The organism is Chloracidobacterium sp., assembly GCA_025057975.1.
In the GTDB taxonomy this organism is placed as follows: domain Bacteria; phylum Acidobacteriota; class Blastocatellia; order Chloracidobacteriales; family Chloracidobacteriaceae; genus Chloracidobacterium.
In genome coordinates, this window is record JANWUV010000005.1 from 102,417 (window position 1) to 120,138 (window position 17,722).

Annotated in this window: 17 protein-coding genes; 13 read left to right on the top strand and 4 right to left on the bottom strand. The window is 60.5% G+C overall.

Features of this window, described 5'->3' with window-relative positions:
- Positions 1–16 precede the first annotated feature (16 nt).
- The 3 genes from NZ585_05830 (at position 17) to truB (ending at position 2,230) form a co-directional block, all read left to right on the top strand.
- Positions 17–415 (top strand): YtxH domain-containing protein, encoded by a 399-nt coding sequence (locus NZ585_05830; GenBank protein MCS7079555.1) that lies wholly within the window; start codon positions 17–19, stop codon positions 413–415.
- A gap of 88 nt (positions 416–503) precedes the next feature.
- Positions 504–1,142, top strand: coding sequence for a hypothetical protein (locus tag NZ585_05835; GenBank protein MCS7079556.1), 639 nt, complete (start codon positions 504–506; stop codon positions 1,140–1,142).
- Between the two features lie 116 nt (positions 1,143–1,258).
- A complete protein-coding gene (gene truB, locus NZ585_05840; GenBank protein MCS7079557.1) occupies positions 1,259–2,230 on the top strand; it encodes a tRNA pseudouridine(55) synthase TruB in 972 nt (323 codons plus the stop codon).
- A 591-nt stretch (positions 2,231–2,821) separates the two neighbouring features.
- On the opposite strand, the gene NZ585_05845 is transcribed toward truB, so the two are convergent.
- From NZ585_05845 to NZ585_05855, 3 genes are all read right to left on the bottom strand, one after another.
- Positions 2,822–3,076: a DUF433 domain-containing protein gene (locus NZ585_05845; GenBank protein MCS7079558.1), complete on the bottom strand. Its 255-nt coding sequence runs from the start codon at positions 3,074–3,076 to the stop codon at positions 2,822–2,824.
- 411 nt (positions 3,077–3,487) lie between these two features.
- Positions 3,488–4,489, bottom strand: a complete 1,002-nt coding sequence (locus NZ585_05850) for an NAD(P)-binding domain-containing protein (GenBank protein MCS7079559.1) — start codon at positions 4,487–4,489, stop codon at positions 3,488–3,490.
- A gap of 79 nt (positions 4,490–4,568) precedes the next feature.
- Positions 4,569–5,081 (bottom strand): hypothetical protein, encoded by a 513-nt coding sequence (locus NZ585_05855; GenBank protein MCS7079560.1) that lies wholly within the window; start codon positions 5,079–5,081, stop codon positions 4,569–4,571.
- A 170-nt stretch (positions 5,082–5,251) separates the two neighbouring features.
- Between NZ585_05855 and NZ585_05860 the strand changes: the two genes are divergently transcribed.
- The 9 genes from NZ585_05860 to NZ585_05900 all read left to right on the top strand — a co-directional run bounded on the left by NZ585_05860 (position 5,252) and on the right by NZ585_05900 (position 13,618).
- Positions 5,252–6,055 (top strand): SprT-like domain-containing protein, encoded by an 804-nt coding sequence (locus tag NZ585_05860; protein ID MCS7079561.1) that lies wholly within the window; start codon positions 5,252–5,254, stop codon positions 6,053–6,055.
- 10 nt (positions 6,056–6,065) lie between these two features.
- Positions 6,066–6,323 carry a hypothetical protein gene (locus NZ585_05865; GenBank protein MCS7079562.1) on the top strand — a complete coding sequence of 86 codons (258 nt, stop codon included), beginning with the start codon at positions 6,066–6,068 and terminating at the stop codon, positions 6,321–6,323.
- A gap of 10 nt (positions 6,324–6,333) precedes the next feature.
- The gene (locus NZ585_05870) at positions 6,334–7,476 is read left to right on the top strand and encodes a cystathionine gamma-synthase (GenBank protein ID MCS7079563.1); all 1,143 of its coding nucleotides are present in this window, start codon (positions 6,334–6,336) and stop codon (positions 7,474–7,476) included.
- A 325-nt stretch (positions 7,477–7,801) separates the two neighbouring features.
- Complete coding sequence (locus tag NZ585_05875) at positions 7,802–9,166, top strand: protein phosphatase 2C domain-containing protein (protein ID MCS7079564.1); 1,365 nt, start codon at positions 7,802–7,804, stop codon at positions 9,164–9,166.
- Positions 9,167–9,187: 21 nt separating this feature from the next.
- Positions 9,188–10,372 (top strand): glycosyltransferase family 2 protein, encoded by a 1,185-nt coding sequence (locus tag NZ585_05880; protein ID MCS7079565.1) that lies wholly within the window; start codon positions 9,188–9,190, stop codon positions 10,370–10,372.
- A 14-nt stretch (positions 10,373–10,386) separates the two neighbouring features.
- Complete coding sequence (locus NZ585_05885; protein ID MCS7079566.1) at positions 10,387–10,935, top strand: class I SAM-dependent methyltransferase; 549 nt, start codon at positions 10,387–10,389, stop codon at positions 10,933–10,935.
- 100 nt (positions 10,936–11,035) lie between these two features.
- Positions 11,036–11,992: a hydroxymethylbilane synthase gene (hemC, locus tag NZ585_05890; GenBank protein MCS7079567.1), complete on the top strand. Its 957-nt coding sequence runs from the start codon at positions 11,036–11,038 to the stop codon at positions 11,990–11,992.
- A 137-nt stretch (positions 11,993–12,129) separates the two neighbouring features.
- Entirely contained in the window at positions 12,130–12,738 is a 609-nt protein-coding gene (locus NZ585_05895) for a hypothetical protein (protein ID MCS7079568.1), read from the top strand.
- Between the two features lie 145 nt (positions 12,739–12,883).
- Entirely contained in the window at positions 12,884–13,618 is a 735-nt protein-coding gene (locus NZ585_05900; GenBank protein ID MCS7079569.1) for a hypothetical protein, read from the top strand.
- Positions 13,619–13,686: 68 nt separating this feature from the next.
- Here NZ585_05900 and NZ585_05905 read toward each other — a convergent pair whose 3' ends face one another.
- A complete protein-coding gene (locus NZ585_05905; GenBank protein ID MCS7079570.1) occupies positions 13,687–17,109 on the bottom strand; it encodes a hypothetical protein in 3,423 nt (1,140 codons plus the stop codon).
- A gap of 258 nt (positions 17,110–17,367) precedes the next feature.
- On the opposite strand from NZ585_05905, the gene rplU reads away from it, so the two are divergent.
- Entirely contained in the window at positions 17,368–17,706 is a 339-nt protein-coding gene (gene rplU / locus NZ585_05910; GenBank protein MCS7079571.1) for a 50S ribosomal protein L21, read from the top strand.
- The last annotated feature ends 16 nt before the right edge of the window (positions 17,707–17,722 follow it).

Genomic DNA, 17,722 nt, shown 5'->3' on the forward strand with positions numbered 1-17,722 from the left:
CGGAGGACCTTTCGCCATGTCCGAAAGCTCGAACAAGATTACGTATTTTCTCGCCGGTGCCAGCATCGGCGCGCTGGTCGCGCTGCTGTTTGCGCCGAAGTCGGGACGCGAGCTGCGGAGCGACATCAGCGACGCGGCACGGCGGGGGATTGAATACACCACGGAAAACGCCAAAGCGCTTGGCGAGAAGGCGTCCCAGTTGTACACCAGCGGTTACGAAAAAACATCGGAACTTTACGCGCTGGGTAAGGAGAAGGCGGCGCATTTGTTGGAGTCGGGACGCGGACTCCTTGAAGAGCAGCGGGAGCGGGTTACTGCCGCGATTGAAGCTGGCAAGCAGGCCTACCGTGAGAAAAAAGCGGAAGCTTTGGCGCTCGACCGGAAAGAAGCCCCCGACAGTGAGCCGGCGCTGTAAGCCTTCGTCCCTGCCCGTTGCTTAGAACACGCCGGCCGGTTTGTCGTTTAGGCCCCCGGAGCGCAACCGACGACGGTAAGGTGTAACCGTGACGACGAACGATGTTTTCCAAATCGTGATTAGTGTGGCGTTGGTGGTGGTCTTCATTGCGCAGTTGGCGCTGCTGATTGTGCTCTACCGACTGGTCACCAAAGCCATAGGTTTGGTCGAACAAGTGCGCGGCAAAACCGACCCGGTTGTGGAGCAAACGCGCCAGCTGCTTACCTCGTCCAAGCCTATCATTGAAAAAGCCCACGCGACGGCTGAGGCGATAGCGCCGATACTTATGCGAACCAATGAGCTGCTGGGCATGGCGCGCGAAACGATGGTGTTGGTGCGGGATACGGCGGCGACGCTCAAAACCGAAGCCCAAGCTTGTCTGGCGGCCGTGACGGCGACGACCAAAGAACTATCCCGCCTGACCACGGAAAGCGCGCAGGAGGTTTCAACGCTGGTCAGGAACACGTCAGAACAACTGCGGACGCAGGTGGACACCTATGCGCATGTTGCGTCGCGTACAGCGCTGCGCATTGAAGACACGGCGGCCATCATTCAGCAGGACGTGCTCCGGCCGGTGCGCGAAATTTCGGCAATGTTGTCCGCCGCCCGCGCCTTCTTGGCCGTGCTGGTGGCTCCAGAACGCAAAACCGTTGACCGCGCCTACCAAGACGAAGAAATGTTCATCTAGCGGCGCTGCTTGTTGACAGGTGTGAACATCGCTGAAACTGGGTTGGCGGCGCAGCCTGCTTCCGCTAGTTTTGACGTTACAGCAGCGCATTTTTAGGGTCGGCGGACGTTTTTGGCATGTCCCAACTGCTTTCCGGCGGCTTGCTGATTGACAAGCCGCCCAACGCTACATCACACGATGTCGTCGCTCTCGTCCGAAGGTTTATTGGGATCAAGCGGGTGGGACATACCGGTACGCTCGACCCCTTTGCGACGGGGCTGCTGGTGTTGTGTGTCGGGCCGGCAACGCGCCTTGCGCGCTTTCTCACCGACACTTCCAAGAGTTATCGAGCAGTTTTACGGTTTGGTTTTGCCACGGACACACAGGATTTGACGGGACAGCCGCTGTCGCCGCCGCGCTCCACGAGCGACCTGACTGAAAACCGGTTACGCGAGGTGGCGCGCAGTTTCATCGGCAAGCAAATGCAGACGCCGCCGATGTACTCCGCCAAGAAGATAGACGGCGTAGCGCTTTACCACTTGGCACGGGCGGGCAAGGTCGTCGTACGGGCGGCGACGCCGATTGAGGTGTTCAGCTTTGATTTCATTCCTGATGCCGAAGGACGCATCATCCGGCAGGACGAGCAAGGGGCGACTATTGTGGAATGCGATGTCGCTTGCTCTTCAGGAACGTACATCCGTACGCTGGCGCACGACATCGGCGAGCGAATTGGGTGTGGGGCGCATCTGGCGGCCTTGCGCCGAACCGCTGTAGACGGCTTCACGGTAGAAGAAGCGGTGACGCTGGAAGAACTTCAACGCATGGTGGCGACTGGCTCGTGGACACGCTGCCTTCTTTCACCGCTCAATCTGCTGCGCGGCTGGCCGCGGGTTACGCTCGGCTGCCGAGCGGCGCAGCGTTTTGTCTGTGGTCAGCCGCAGCCGATATCGTCCGACGACATCATTCAGGGTACCGGACGCCCCCGACCAGTTACACCAGAGGTTGGGATCGCCGTTCTAGATGACGCAGGAAACTTTCTTGGCGTAGGGCGCTATGTTCCTCATGAAGGCAAGCTGCGCCCGCAGACCGTGCTGCCACCAGCGGGTTAGAGCCGTTTCACAATGTGTGGCGAACTACCCGCTGTAGAACGGCATTCAAGCACCTGGCGTGCGGTGGTCGACGCCGCACCGTTATTTGCCGAGATGGGACGATCTGCGTTGAGTTCGCCTCAGGAAGCGGCACAGAGACATTTCTGTTGACAAAATGTGCGCTCTGTTCTGGAACGCGGAGGACGCTGGCCGGCGTTCGGCTCGTCTGCTCTCAAGGCTGATTGAGAGAATCAAAACCATTAGGCTTATGGTGATATACGTATTCGGCCCGGCTGCACAACAACAAAGCGTCTAACTATTCTTTGCGCTTGTGAGCTTACCAACTGCATGGCCGTTTGCGCCAATTGCTTGCGCGCGACTGCCGGAAACCGCATCAAGATGACGCCGGCTGATCCGGCGCCGGCGAAGACAAGTCGTCCAAAATCTTTGTCTTCAGTCAGCAGGAGTCGAGATTCCTGTAAAGCAAGGTTCATAACCGTTTCGTCAGACGCTCCCGAAACACATCCCGAACCGCCATCACGTCATACCCGGCGCTTCGCAGAGCACAGATGACGGCGAAATCGTAGCTTTCATCGGCCAGAAAGCGCATTTTTAGCTGATTGCCATATCGCCTGGCGGCGACAGGAAGATAGTTTCTTCGTGCGCCAAAGTATCGGCCGCGTAGGCTGCTGCAGCCCGGATGTCCGTTGGCGTTAGTCCAGGGTAAGCGTCACAAAGGTCCTTTTCCGTCGCTTCTTCCCCCAGCTTGCGCAAGATGAGTTCAACGGTAATGCGTGTGCCACGAATGACGGGCTTGCCAAGCATAATCTTGGGATTTACCTCGATACGGTCTGTGATCGTCATCATCATCTCCAGAAAAGCAAATGGTCGGGATGAAGGATTGGGATGGATTGTCCACGGCTCTCTTTTCCGCGCCGACCGACAGACGACTCACTTGTGCCGCTCTCGACTTTTCAGCCTGCAATCGCTTAATCGTAAACGATTACGGGTTGACTGCAGCGCGGTTCTCCTTACCGGAGTTCCGCGTTCAGCTTTTTCCTCAGTTCCCATTTTATTTTCCCTGATTCACTTCTTCATTTATGATTCATCCCTTGCACCGCCATTTGCCGACGACGGGCTGATCCGTGTCGAGTCCTTTGTGAATGGGCGACGGGAACGGCGGCGTCCTGCTCGACTCCAAACAAGCGACGCGGCTTCACGCTGAAGCATTGCCGCACAGCTCTAGCGCACTTGATGTCGCGCTAGCCGTGCTTCAGCTCAGCTGGTCGCCGCGCCGCCGGCGCGACCCAACTCGCGCGCAATCGTTTCCACAATCCGACGCGGAACAACCGTCGCGTTCTTCATGTGCAGCTCGCGGGTCAGATGACCAACCACGTAGAGACCAGAAACGTTGGTTTCGTTTGTTTCCGGGTTATAGAGCGGTCGTCCGTCAGGGGCAATGGTGACGCCGGCCGCCGCCAGTAGGGTTACATCCGGGACAGCCCCCAACAATGCGAAAATCTGGTCGCACGGCACATCGTACACCACACCTCCAGCGTCCTGAAGCTGCGCCGTCCGGGGTGTGACGCCGACGCAGTTGGTGGCGTAGTGGATCTTGACTTCGCCGCGCGCCTCGCATTCAAGCAACGGTTCGCGCACCCATGGCTTGATGCCCACGCGGTCGGCGTCCTCTGGACGAGGATCAAGCGACGGACGACGTAACGACCAATCCACCTGCGCGCCGACACGACACAAATCAAGCACTGCCTCCGCAGCCGAGTTGCCGCCGCCGACCACCAAAACATTCCGCCCGGCGTACGGAAACGCCTCTACAAACCGGTAAGATACTCGCGCTGGGGTTTCACCGCGCACATTCAATCGCCGAGGACGTCCGAAGCCGCCCGTCGCCACCAGCACCCGCCGCGCCTCATACACGGCCCGGTCGGAAATGACCTGAAACCCATGGCCGGTTGGGAGAATGGCTTGAGTGGCTTCATACGTGTGGACGCACAACCGCAACTCACAGACGGCCAGCCTGGTATAGTACACCAGCACTTCTTCACGGGTCGGCTTCGGGCCGCACTTTGGGTGCAGTGTTCCGGGGATGATTTCAATTTCGTTGGGCGTGGAAAACAGCGTCCGACCAATCGGGTAGTCAGCGATTGTCTGGGCAATCGCCGCCCGTTCCAGCACCAAATAATCAAGTCCAGCCTGCTGGGCGGCGTAGGCGGCGGTCAGTCCCGCCGGACCTGCGCCGATAATCACAAGATCACAAGCCATACAGGTACTTGCGTAGGCTGCCGTTGCGCGTTGAGCTAGTAAACGCCGAGATGCGCTTCCAAGGTCATCACTTTTGCGCTTACGGCACTGGGATGACCTCTTCGATGACGCCGCTGCGAATCACCACTTGACAGGGGCTGCCGACCCGCAAGCGTGCAAAAACTTCCGCTGAAACCGGGTGTTCATACACTTTTGGACTCTTCGACGACCGAACACGCGCCACATAGCGTTCAGTGCGTTTGCCAGCGCGGTAGTCCGGCCCCGGCGGCAAATCGGGCCACCGAGGATTGGGGGTAGCGTCAGCCTCGGTCAGTTCTCGCACGGCCACCCACCGCTCGCCAGTTTCACCGGGGAGTGCTGGCTGGCGCTGCTCAAGTTGAATTGTTCGCTCCCACGCTAATCCGACCACCGTCATTAGCGTCCGCTGTGGGCGTGTGGCGTAATACAGCAGGCCCGAAAAAACAACAGCGATGAGCAGCAGCATACCGCCCACAGCCAGCAGAAACGATTTGAGCGGGAAGCTGGCATCCTGCAGCGCAGACGGCGGAACGTCCTGAACCAGCGTGGCAGGTTTGATGTCCGGCTGGGGCATAGCGCGTCAGGTACGGTTGGCGGCCGGCCCATTTTGACTAGGCCGCAGTTGCCGGTATTGTGTAAGAAATGACAAGCCCGGTCAAAAGCTTGTTCCCCGAAGACGGCCGGCGCGTAAGCTTATAGCGTCGGCGAGCGCCTCCTCGCTGTGACATCGCATGTTTTGGCTGTATGGCTCATCCGGCACGACCGCTTCGCCAGCTAACCAGCACTGAATTGGCGCAAATTTTCGCTCGCTGGCGGCAGTTTATTGCGCCGCGCGCCAAGCCGCCGCGCGCCATCCAAGTCACCTTCTACCCCTACGTCGGCATCAACAACACCATTCGTTTGCGCGACGGCGTGATGCAGGTTCGTCTCTCTGACATGCTGGCTGAGGCGCCGACGCCGGTCATTGAGGCCGTCGCTGGCATTTTGTTGGCGCGCTTGTTTCGCAAGCCCGTTCCGGAGCGTTGTACGACGGTGTTCCGCGAGTATGTGCGCTCGCACCCGATCGCCCGACTGGCGGAGCAACGGCGACGCGAGCGGGGCTTCAAGCTGATTTCCGGGGCGCGCGGTCGGTATTACGACCTTGAACAGCTTTTCCACCGCCTCAACCAACGATATTTCGCCGGCCGGTTGCCGCAGCCGGCGCTCACCTGGAGTCAACGCCGGACGCGCCGCACCTTCGGACACTATGATGCGACGCATCGCACGATTGTCATTAGCCGAACGCTGGATGACCCTCGGACGCCGCCAATGGTCGTCGAGTACGTGCTTTACCACGAAATGCTCCACATCAAGCACGGAGTAACGCACATCAACGGGCGGCGCTGTGTCCACACGCCTGCCTTTCAGGAAGAGGAACGACGATTTGAACACTATGAAGCGGCGTCGCGCTGGCTGTACGCCCTGTCGGAAGACCTCTGCGCAACTAGTCGTCGCCCTCGTCGCTGCTCGGTGGAGCCATCTTGCGCCGCCGGCCCCCAGCAAGCGTAGAACAACAACCATGACCTCGGAAACCACGCCGAACATTGCGCCGTCGCCGCCGGTCAAACCACCAGCCGAGCCGATGATCGAGCTAATTTGTTGTGTGGTGTGCCGGGTTCAGGTGGTCATGACCGCTGATCGCCACGGTGTACAATGTCCGCGTTGTCACCGGGTGTATCCGATTGAAGACGGCATCCCCCAAATGCTTCTTGAAAGCGCCCGACGCCCCTCTGAAACGGCGACCGAGGATGCGCCCCGGTTTGGTGAAAGCACGTGAGGAGTTGTGTATGGGCTTTGCAACGGATGTCATTCACGCAGGGCAACCGCCGGAACCGGCCACCGGGGCCGTAGCCGTCCCGATTTACCAAACCTCAACCTACGTTCAGGAAGGACTTGGGCGGCACAAGGGTTATGAGTACGCCCGGACGCACAACCCGACCCGCGCCGCGTTGGAAGCCAACGTCGCTGTGCTGGAAGGTGGGGTGGCTGGATTCGCCTTTGCGTCGGGGATGGCCGCCATTCACGCTGTGATGACGGCTTGTCTTCAGATGGGTGATCACGTGGTGGTGTCGGACAACACCTACGGTGGGACGTACCGCCTCTTTGAACGTGTTTTGAAGGATTTTGGGTTGACGTTTGATTACGTGGACGCCAGTGATATCGCGCAAGTTGAGGCGGCGCTCCGCCCCACAACGCGGATGGTGTTCCTTGAGACGCCGACCAATCCCGTTATGCGGTTGTGCGACATTGCCGCTGTCGCCCAAGCGGCCCGTCCGCGCGGTATTCATGTTGTTGTAGACAACACTTTCATGTCGCCCTACTTTCAACGACCGTTGGCGCTTGGAGCGAATATTGTTGTGCATTCAACGACGAAATACCTCAATGGCCACAGCGACAGCGTCGGGGGTGTGGTCGTGGTTACGGAACCGGAAACGGCTGAACGTTTGGCGTTTATCCAAAACGCCGCCGGCGCTATTTTGTCGCCGATGGACGCTTGGCTGACGCTGCGCGGCATTAAGACGCTCGTCGTACGGATGCAAGCCCATGACAGCAACGGTCGCGCCGTCGCCCGCTTCTTGCACGAGCATCCGCGCGTGGAACGAGTGTATTATCCGGGCTTGGCGGAGCACCCGCAGCACGCGCTGGCCGCCCGGCAGATGTCTGGCTTCGGCGGTATGCTGGCGTTCGATGTGGGTAGCTTTGATGCAGCGCGACGAGTGCTTGAGTCTTTGAGGGTCTTTGCCCTGGCAGAGTCGTTGGGTGGCGTTGAGAGTCTGGCCTGTCATCCGGCGACTATGACGCATGCTGGCGTCCCGCCGGCTGAGCGCCGGCGCTTGGGCATTACGGACGGCCTTGTGCGGCTTTCCGTTGGCATTGAGGACATTCAAGACCTGTTGGCCGACCTCGACCACGCGCTGGCGCAGGTATAACTCCCGAAAGCTATACATGCCGGGGTGGATTTACCCTGTAGGTTTGCATATACTGACGTGTTCATTCTTTCGAGCCACAATGTTGTGTTATGAACGACGAGGCGTCGTTCGCGAGCGCGAAGCCTCAACAAAGGTGGAATGGTCAGTGACTTGCGCCGGCGGACGCCGTTCTCAGCGTTGCTCCTGCAGCGGCGGCTCCCTACTTTTCAGCCCTGTGCGTCAAGGAGGTCGCTGCCATGAACGATAACCGCTGCGCCACGGCTTGGCGTGAAGATTGAAAGGCTTCTGTTAGGGGACAAAGCACGCCCCGCCACGTTATGATGCTATGACCACTGCAACGACCGCCAACGGTGTGAGAAGAATCGAAGTCTATGCGATAACCGACGTTGGCGTGGTACGGCCACACAACGAAGACAACTTCTTGATCGTCAACCTCAGTGACGGTCAAAGCTGGACTGCCGAGAATCAGCTCCCTGATCACCCGCTGGTGGTTGAACTGCGTCCAACAGATTATGGGGTTCTGCTGGCGGTTTCAGACGGGATGGGCGGCGCGCTTGCAGGCGAGGTAGCGAGCCATTTAGCGGTGACGCAAGTATGTGACAGCATGATGCGTCTTCAGAAGGACGCCAAGTTCAAACGCTTCAAATTCCATGAACATCTTCGTTTTGCCATTGAGCGGGCCAACCTCTTCATCAACAGTCAAAGTCAGCGCAGTCCTGAGTACGCTGGCATGGGGGCAACATTCACCGGGGCTGGACTCAATGGAACAACGCTTTATCTAGCGCAAGTCGGCGACTCCCGCGCCTATCTGTTCCGGCAAGGTCGGGGCATCCAAGTAACAACTGATCAATCACTCGTCGAGCAGCTCATTCAATCTGGGCACATTACCCGTGAGGAGGCCGAAACTCATCCTTACAAAAACGTCATCCTCCAGGCTCTTGGCGCACTGCCGAGTGTGACTGTCACCGTGGATAGTCTTCCAGTATGTCGGGACGATGTGCTGTTACTGTGCAGCGACGGTCTCTCCGGTAAGCTCAACGAAAAGGATATGAGCGACATTCTTGAGGCAACGGACGGCGATTTGCGCCTAGCCTGCCAGCGGATGGTGGACCTCGCCAACGAGCGCGGCGGCGAGGACAACATCACCGTGATGCTTTTGCGTTTCACGGGAGACGGTTTCCCGGTGTACGGCGAAGTGGAAGGAGATGACTGGATTACGCCGATTGAACGGGACCAAGAGCTGCCTGACCCGACGATGGACGGCAACTTTGGCGAGGAGCCAACCCAAGAGTTTCCCGACGGCTCGCCCACCATGGAACTGACCTCCGAAGGTGGACCGGTACAGGAGCCGACGCCCGCTGAGATGGCCATCACCGGCGGCCTCGGGTTGACACAGCAACTCCCTGCCGTTGGCGTCTTGCCGTCGTCACCAGCCGACCCACCGCCTACGAATGACGCACTACCTCCCACTGTCCAACCAACTGACGTGCCCGCCACTCAGTTCACAGTCGAGCTTCCGACTGACGACGGACTGCGTATGTACCGTCTAGTTGCGGCGACAATGCTTGTGATTCTTTCCATCTGCGCGCTCCTTTTGACCTTCATTCGCAGCCGGGCCGCTGGCCGGCCGGACGGACTCGACCCGCCGAACCTCGACCAGACACGGTTTGCTGCCCCTCCGTCGCGCTAACTTCACACATTGCTGCACGCAATGTCCGCTGCCGCTTCCTCATTAGAACCCGCTTCAATCGAATTGACCATTGTCATGCCTTGCCTCAACGAGGCTGAAACGCTGGCGACCTGCATCCGCAAGGCGCAAGGGTTTTTGGAGCGATATGGGGTCGCCGGTGAGATTGTCGTCGGCGACAACGGCTCAACGGATGGTTCACAGGCTATTGCCGAACGCCTTGGGGCGCGCGTTGTCCATATCCCGACACGTGGCTACGGCGCAGCGCTGTACGGAGCGACACTTACCGCTCGCGGTCGCTACGTCATCATGGGCGATTCCGACGACAGCTATGATTTTTCAAACCTGATGCCGTTCCTCGAAAAGCTCCGCGCCGGTTACGACTTAGTGATGGGCAATCGCTTCAAGGGCGGCATCCAGCCCGGCGCAATGCCTTGGAAAAACCGTTACATCGGCAACCCAGTGCTGACCGGCATTGGGCGTCTACTCTTTCGCTGTCCGGTCGGCGACTTCCACTGCGGGCTACGCGGCTACTCGCTGGAAGCCTTCAAGAAGATGGATTTGCGAACGACCGGCATGGAGTTCGCTTCCGAAATGGTTATCAAGGCGACGCTGATGGGCATGCGTATCGCCGAAGTGCCGACGACGCTTGCTCCCGACGGACGTTCCCGCCCGCCGCACTTGCGTCCATGGCGCGACGGCTGGCGACACTTGCGCTTCATGCTGCTGTACAGCCCGCGCTGGCTTTTTCTCTATCCGGGATTAGCGCTGATGTTGCTCGGTCTGGCCGTCGGGGTCTGGTTGCTGCCCGGCCCGCAGCGCGTTGCGGGTGTGGTCTTTGACGTTCACACGTTGCTTTATGCGGCGTTGGCTGTCCTGATTGGTTTTCAGTGTGTGACGTTTGCGCTGCTAGCCAAAGTGTTCGCCGTCAATGAAGGACTGTTGCCGGAAGACCCGCGTCTGACGCAGCTGTTCAAATACATCACGCTGGAAATCGGCTTGATCCTTGGCGGGTTGCTCACGGTCGGCGGGTTGGTCGGGTCGGTGACGGCTGTCGCCTCGTGGAATGAGGTCGCTTATGGGCCGCTGGACGCCGGCCGCACATTACGCTTGGTCATCCCATCTGTCCTCTGCCTGATGCTGGGATGTGAAACCATCCTTGCTAGCCTGTTTCTGAGCATCCTTGGCTTGCGCATACGGCGCATGTAGGCGGCGGCTGTCGTATGAAACCGCTTGACTACTACCTGCAAAGTTGGCGGATTGCCGTTGTACGCCCACATCTGACGCCGACCGACCGCATTCTCGACATCGGCGCGTTTGACGGCGCGCTGGCGCGCAAGGTGCGCGATTTCAGGACCTACGTTGGGATTGACCCGGAAGCCGACCCGACGCGGTCCACAGCGCGCATGCGGTTTATCCGTGGGCGCTTCCCGGACGACCTGCCGCCGCCGGATGAGCCATTCGACGCCGTGACGCTGCTGGCGCTGCTGGAACACATCCCCGACGCCGAACTCGACGCCTTTGCACGCGCTTGCGCCGCCGTCCTGCGCCCCGGCGGGCGGCTGCTGATCACCGTGCCCCACCCATTTGTTGACCGGATTCTCGATGTTCTGATGGCGTTGCGTCTGCTCGACGGTATGGAAACGGACGCGCACCATGGTTTTGACGTGGCGCGCACCCGCGAGATTTTTGAAAGCGCCGGCTTTGAACTCACCGTGCATCGTCGCTTTCAGCTTGGTCTCAACAACTTCTTTGCTTTCCGCAAACGCTGAAGCCGCGTTCGCCAGTCGGATTTTTCCATCGTGAATCGGCGCAGCGCGATATAGGCTGGGACTAACTGCTTTTGTGATTTTATGGCCTGTTGATGTGTTCATGAATCCAACCATTCCCACCACTCGCCTTGACGCCGACCTGATTATCGGCTCGCGCGGCAGCGCGCTTGCACTCTGGCAAGCCGAATGGGTCAAAGCGCAACTGGAGCAAGCTGTACCAACACGCCGCGTCGCCATTCAGATCATCAAGACCACCGGCGACGCGATTCTTGACGCGCCGCTTTCGAAGATCGGCGGTAAAGGCGTTTTCACCAAGGAAATCGAAGAAGCCCTGTTGGCTGGCGTTGTGGATCTGGCCGTCCACAGTTTGAAGGACTTACCAACCCGTTTACCCGAAGGTTTGATGCTGGGTTGCGTGACACGGCGGGAGGATGTCCGCGATGCGCTAGTGGCTCGCGAAGGGATTCAGTCGCTAGACGATCTACCACCCAACTCGGTCGTCGGCACCAGCAGCCTGCGCCGTCAGGCGCAGCTCCTAGCCCGGCGGCCCGACCTGCGGCTGGTTGACCTGCGCGGCAATGTCGGCACGCGCCTTCAGCGTCTTGATGAGGGGCGCTATGACGCCGTCATTCTAGCATCGGCCGGACTAGTACGGCTGGGTTTCGAGTCGCGCATCGTACAGCGCCTGTCGACCGATGTTATGCTGCCAGCTGTTGGGCAGGGCGCGTTGGGCATCGAGATTCGGGAAGAGGATGTCGCTACCCGCGAAGCAGTGCAGGTCCTTGCCCACCACTCGACTTGGCGGGCGTGTGAAGCCGAGCGCGCCTTCCTACATGGCCTTGGCGGCGGATGTCAGGTCCCTATCGCGGCGCACGCTGTGGTAGATAACGAAGGCCGTCTGCGTTTGCGCGGTCTGGTGGCGCGAATAGATGGAACGCGCCTTGTGCAAGATGAACTGACCGGCGATGCCCGCTTCGCTGAAGATATCGGCCGGGAACTAGCTGAGCGTGTTCTGCAGCAGGGCGCAGCCGAGCTGTTGAATGAACTGAGCGCCTGAGACCCCCTTTCCGGTCTTTCACTGTGCGTGTGCCTAGGCTGCTCGTCCGGCAGGCGCTTGACGGATTCGCCTCCCCTTTCCCACGATACGGCGCACAGGCGCAACGCCTGTCCTGTTTATTAAGGAGAGTTGGTCTCATGCTGGAGCACTGTTGCCAAGTTTACCGCCAAGTCCGCCGAATGAGCGGACTGCTCGGCGCATCCCTTGTCTTGTCGGCTATGATCGGTTTCGCCCAAGAGGGGACGCCTGCACCAAAACCGGCCAAGGTCAAGCCGGCGAAAAAGCGTGCCAGAACAGCGCCAAATGCGGACGGAAGTACGCCTCCACCAGCTAACTTAGCCGACCTGCCGCTGGGGGTGCAGGACAATCTAACCGAAGCCAAACGCCTTCAAGAGCGATATCGACGTGAAGAAGCCGCCCGGCGACGAGCCGAGGCGGAAGCGCGCCGGAAGGGGTTGCCATGGCCGCCGCCGGAGGAAACCAGCCCGGAAAGCCTACCGCCCGCCCCATCCACTCCTGATACGCCGCCGCCCCCACAGCCGGCCGTCTCACAACCGGCACCACCGTTGGAATACAACCCGCCGCCAGCCGCCCCGCCGGTCGAAACTCAGGCAACAACCTCTCAAAGTGGGAACAACCCTCAGAATCCGGCGGGACCTCCGCCTTCTCCACCCGCCGACGGTAGAACCGTCATTCGGACATGGCCGTCGTCCAAAAAACCAGCCAAGCCGATGCCGCCGCAATAAGGCAAGTCACGCAAATTTTTCTACCTCTGCGCCTAAGCAACACGGTGGAAACACGCGGTGCGTACAATGTAGGCGAACCGTTTCCTGAGGACTGCACCCGCACAACACCACTGCTCAACGAGCTGACTGGAAAGGAAGGACGATAATGAGTCGGAAGTACAACATCGTTGGCTTGGCGCTAGGGACGCTAGTTGCTCTTGCTCCTGCAACCACTTACGGGCAGGGCGCAAAACCCAAACCACAGGTGCGTCAGAAGTCCACTATGCGCAGCGCTGCGGCATCCGGCGCGATGCAAACAACGACCATAGACACGTCGGACCTGCCGATTGGTGTGCAGCAGGGGTTGGCCGACGCCAAACGCTATCAAGAGATGCAGCAGCGCGCCGGAAAGCAAGGGCAGGCATCGCCGCCGCTGCCGTACACGCCACATACCCCGTTCATCATCGCGCCAGCGACCGGCACCGGCGTCCCAACGTACACGACGCCCACGCCTGGCGTCCCATACGCTGCACCAGGTGGACCGGCAACAGCACCGTATCCGCCGTTCTGGCCTGTTCTGCCATCCGGCGGCTACGCACCGGCGGAGACACCGCCGCCCGCCTATGGGCTTCAATCGCCGCTGACTTCTCCGGTGCAACCGAACTTTACCTTCGGGCAAACGCCGCCTCCGCCGCCAGCGCGGCAAATGTCTCCAGCAATGCGGCAGCTGCAGCAGTTGCAAGAATACCTAGACTACATTAACGGAATCTCGATTGACACCCCACCCAACATTGGCCCGGTAACGCTGCCGAGCGCTCCAGAGATGCCGTCGGGTGGTGCAATTCAAATGTCCGTTCCGGCGTCAGGCGGTGGCGGACTGACGCTAAGTGGGCGTCCATAGCCGGCGCTCAAGGCCGAATGCCGGCTAGCAAGCGCCACTAGGCCACCAGCCTACGTCTCCTGAGGAATTTATGGGACGGACACCGGCGGTTGCTTAGGCTGTCCGTCCCAGTTGCCGATGAGCGGCACATCGCCGGGCACGCCGTAGTTCACCCGAATATCCGGCCCGCCGCTTGTATTTGAGTTCCGCAACTGGAACTGAATCGTTCCGCCTAAGTTCGTCACCACGCCCACTGTTGCAAACCCCTGCCGCGTCCAGTCCCCGGCGACCGGCGCGACAAGGTTGCCTGTCGTCGTCATCACAAAGTCGGCGTCCGGCGCGCCGCTGGTGTTGGCGTTCTTGAGCAGAAAACGTCCCGTACTCGGCCGATACAGTCCCAATCCGGTCACGTTGCTCCCGGCCGTCCACCGTCCGGCGATGGGCAGGTCAGTCGCCTGCGCGCCCGTGATCGTCACCGTCAGGTCGGCATTCCCCGCCGCCAACGCATTCCGCAGGAAAAACGTCTGTGTACTTGGACGGTACACCCCAACCGTCACCGTCCCGTCCCCGTCCCAGTCACCGGCAATCGGAATGTCGCCGGGCTGCCCGAAGGCAAACGACACGTCGGCAAAACCACCCGTGTTGTTGTTGATGAGGAAAAACGTCATCGCGCCGTTGACGTTGCGGTAAATCCCCGGCGTATCAATCCCGTCGCCGTCCCAGTCTCCCGCAAGGGGAATGTCGCCGCCTAACCCATAGAAGAAGTCCTGATCGGCGAAATCCGAGATGAGCTGGTTTTTGAGGTACATATAACCGTTGGATGGGCGGAACATTGCCATCGTGGAACCAACCGGCGCGCTTGCTCCCGACGAGCCGGCCTGCGTGACGGTCACGACCTGCCCGGCGACAAAACACGTTCCGGTACGCGGCGTGGGGCGCGGGTTGCGCCCGACGGCGATGGTCACTGTGCCGTTGCCGATGCCGGAAAGCACCAGCCGCCGGTTGACATCTCCCAGCGCCCCGACCATGCGGGGGAGAACAAGACGCCCACCCGCCAACTGTGCGGCGATGACCTTAATCCACGGCGCGTCCGTGTTGCGTACCGTCGCTTCCCACGCGCAGCTTGACCCGGTTGTCACCGTCAGTTGGACGCCGGTCAGACTGTCGCCGCCGACGTTGACGGTGGTCGGCGTCACGGCGAACGTGCAAAGTCCCTGTCCGACCGTCACTGTCAGGTTTTGTGTCACGGCGCCTAGGCTGTTTGCTGCGCGCACCACGAGGGAATATGCGCCGGTGTCGCCGGCTGTCGGCGTCCCGACCAACGAGGCGATTCCGAGACCGCCCGTAAAGGTCAAGCTCGGCGGCAAGTTTCCGCTCACCAATGTGATGTTGGGCGGTGGAAAGCCGCTCGCCGTCACCAAGAAGCTGGACGCCTGCCCGACCGTGAATGTCACCGCACTCGGGCTGGTGAAGCTTGGCGCGACTTCCCCTGCACCGCTCTGCGTAATCGTGAACGTGTTGCCGCCGGGATTGAGCGTCAAGGTCGCCGTTCGCCCCGGCCCCGGATTCGGTGCAACTTGAAAGTTCACCGGCGTCAGTAGATTGCCGGCGGCAGGGAATCCGGTCACCCAGTCGGGAATCCCTGAAATCGTCCACTCACCGACCGCATTGACGGCGACCTGCTGCGGCGCACTCGATCCGCTCGCCGGAACGACCACCCCGCTTGCCGAAAAAATCGGGTTCACCGTCCACCCAAGGTCTCGCAACAGGTTAAGCGTCAAATCCTGCGTGCGCGGCAGGCGCGGCGTAATCGCCGGCTCCATCAGCAGGCGCGGACGTACCGTGTTGTCCCAGTGCGAAACCGACGAGCCGGCTTGACGCGGATTCGGCGCAAACATCCGCAGCCGCCCGTTGGTCGTCCCGGCCAAGCGCGTCGGGTCGAGCCGCAGCGTCGCCGTGACGCTTCCGCTCGACAGAAAGCCGCGCAGGGTCGCGCCGTCCGCCTGAGAAATCCCCACCACTGGAATCGTGATATTCGCCGCCGTCCCACCGGGAGTGAAACCGCCCGCAACGTTGTTGGCGATGATGACGCCCTGCGCGCCGGCCTGCTGTGCATTGAACGCCTTGTCCACAAACGGGCAGTCGCCCCGATCCACCAACGCTAGATTCCCGTTGACCGCCCCCGGATTCGACAGCGGCCCGCACGCCAGCGGCGGCTGCGCCGCGATGAGCGGGCGGGTCAGTCCGCCCAGCGTAATTGCGCCGCCAAACGTCGCCTGATTGACCGCGAACGTTACCGGCGGGTCGCGCTCGATACGCAACACCGGGGACGGCTCCAGCGCCACCGGCAGCGCGCTCTGCGTCGTCGCGCCTGTCCACGTCAGGTTGCTGGTATTGATGGCCGACGCCTGCCGTTGCGCCGCCGTCATCTGATTCCAGTTCAGATTGAGATTCTCATCGCGCAGCAATCGCGCGTAGCAATCCGTAAAGCCGCCGTCCGGGTTCTCGTCGCTCGCCCCTGCATTGCGCCCGTTCTCTATGTTGACAAACGTGCTGAACCCTAGCCCGTGGGCGAGTTCGTGGAGCACTACGGTCAACAAGTCCACCTGGTCGGGCGGCGCGTTGTTGTCAAGACCAAGGTAAAACGTGAAGTTCGTGCTGAAGTTCGTGTTGATCTGCGCACGCAGTGGCTCTTGCGGTGCCAAATCCCATCCAGCCAGCGCGTTTGCCAGCGCGTAGTGATACCACGTGTCGCCAAACGGTGCATTTGGGAAACTGCGAAAAATCGAGGTTGTCCCAGCGGAGCCGAGAACGCCGCTCGGCAACGACGTGAACCGCCCATTGACGATAATCGGAACGCTGCTACGGAGTGTCGCACCCCAGATTTCAGCTGCCCGCTGGAAGACGTTGAGCCGCTGCTGCCCAAGGGTGGTGCCGGGATTGCCGCCGACCGGCGTCGCCGGGGTCGGATCGTTGAAGCCGACGCCGGGGTCGTTCTGGTTGCGAATGATGATGGTCGAGCCTTGTACGTTTTCGTGTTTGGCCGCCGGCCCAGTCGCCGCGCCGGCCTGCATCCATGTCGGGGGCAACACGATGTCGCGGTTGGGAAGCCGGCCGGGAGTGTTGTCGGCGTGGCCGCCTCGCGAGCCGTCAGTGTCGCCGCGCAGGAACGCCTCCGCTTCGGACACGCTGCCAACGCAGGCAACGGTCACACGTCCGTCGGCTTCACGCCGCGCTAGCGCGACGTGCTGAAAGCTGTCGCCGAGGTCGAGCATGACGGCCCCGGATGCAAGGCGCTGCTCCGCCTGACGACCAAGATCGCGGCGTGTAACGCGGGCGACGAACTGAAGCGTTTCGTGGAACGAGTCGTCCTTGTCGGCGGCGCGTCCGGTCAAGCGCGAAGCAGGTGCAAAGCCTCCTGTAGGGAGACCGCAGACGCCAATCAAAACAACCACCAGACACGTCCCAACCCGTAGGGCGACCGATGGGTGATGAGAACGACCGTGCAACATGGCCAATCTCCAAAAGCATAAGTCTCAAGGAAGTTACGCAGCAGGGGCGATGCGCCGGGCACATTAGTCGGGACTAAAAGACAAGGCAACGGGCGGCATTGCCGAGGTTGACAAACGCCCGCTGAAATCCGGTGTTGCGGTTGGCGCGAAATTGAGCACTTGACAGCGGCTGTTTCCTGTCAATAGAGTCACGGCTTTGACCTAAAACGTCGCCGCCCATCACAAATCAGCGCGGGGGGTGAGGGGAGCGTTGAAGTTATGTCGTATGCGATTATCGCCACGGGCGGGAAGCAGTTTCGAGTCGCTGAAGGTGATATTATCCAAGTGCCGAGTCTTGATGTGGAGCCGGGACAAACCGTGCAGCTCGATGTTCTGGCGCTACACAACGGTACGGAACTCAAGGTCGGCACGCCGCGTCTGACGGATGCGCGCGTAACGGCTTCGGTCATCGGTCACGGCCGCGCCAAGAAAATCATCGTCTTTAAGTTCAAACGGCGAAAGCAGTACCGACGCAAGCGCGGTCATCGCCAGAAATTCACGGCCTTGCTAGTGCAGCGCATTGAGGCGGCGGCCGAGCCAAACAAACCACAGAACTGACTACGCGAGGGAACAG

Excerpts from the sequence above, each read along its gene's own strand:
- NZ585_05845 (MCS7079558.1), bottom strand. The coding sequence starts at position 3,076 with ATGATGACGATCACAGACCGTATCGAGGTAAATCCCAAGATTATGCTT.
- NZ585_05870 (MCS7079563.1), top strand. The coding sequence starts at position 6,334 with ATGGGCTTTGCAACGGATGTCATTCACGCAGGGCAACCGCCGGAACCG.
- truB (MCS7079557.1), top strand. The coding sequence starts at position 1,259 with ATGTCCCAACTGCTTTCCGGCGGCTTGCTGATTGACAAGCCGCCCAAC.
- NZ585_05880 (MCS7079565.1), top strand. The coding sequence starts at position 9,188 with ATGTCCGCTGCCGCTTCCTCATTAGAACCCGCTTCAATCGAATTGACC.
- hemC (MCS7079567.1), top strand. The coding sequence starts at position 11,036 with ATGAATCCAACCATTCCCACCACTCGCCTTGACGCCGACCTGATTATC.
- NZ585_05875 (MCS7079564.1), top strand. The coding sequence starts at position 7,802 with ATGACCACTGCAACGACCGCCAACGGTGTGAGAAGAATCGAAGTCTAT.
- NZ585_05885 (MCS7079566.1), top strand. The coding sequence starts at position 10,387 with ATGAAACCGCTTGACTACTACCTGCAAAGTTGGCGGATTGCCGTTGTA.
- NZ585_05905 (MCS7079570.1), bottom strand. The coding sequence starts at position 17,109 with ATGTTGCACGGTCGTTCTCATCACCCATCGGTCGCCCTACGGGTTGGG.
- NZ585_05855 (MCS7079560.1), bottom strand. The coding sequence starts at position 5,081 with ATGCCCCAGCCGGACATCAAACCTGCCACGCTGGTTCAGGACGTTCCG.
- NZ585_05860 (MCS7079561.1), top strand. The coding sequence starts at position 5,252 with ATGGCTCATCCGGCACGACCGCTTCGCCAGCTAACCAGCACTGAATTG.
- NZ585_05895 (MCS7079568.1), top strand. The coding sequence starts at position 12,130 with ATGCTGGAGCACTGTTGCCAAGTTTACCGCCAAGTCCGCCGAATGAGC.
- NZ585_05830 (MCS7079555.1), top strand. The coding sequence starts at position 17 with ATGTCCGAAAGCTCGAACAAGATTACGTATTTTCTCGCCGGTGCCAGC.
- NZ585_05850 (MCS7079559.1), bottom strand. The coding sequence starts at position 4,489 with ATGGCTTGTGATCTTGTGATTATCGGCGCAGGTCCGGCGGGACTGACC.
- NZ585_05865 (MCS7079562.1), top strand. The coding sequence starts at position 6,066 with ATGACCTCGGAAACCACGCCGAACATTGCGCCGTCGCCGCCGGTCAAA.
- NZ585_05900 (MCS7079569.1), top strand. The coding sequence starts at position 12,884 with ATGAGTCGGAAGTACAACATCGTTGGCTTGGCGCTAGGGACGCTAGTT.
- rplU (MCS7079571.1), top strand. The coding sequence starts at position 17,368 with ATGTCGTATGCGATTATCGCCACGGGCGGGAAGCAGTTTCGAGTCGCT.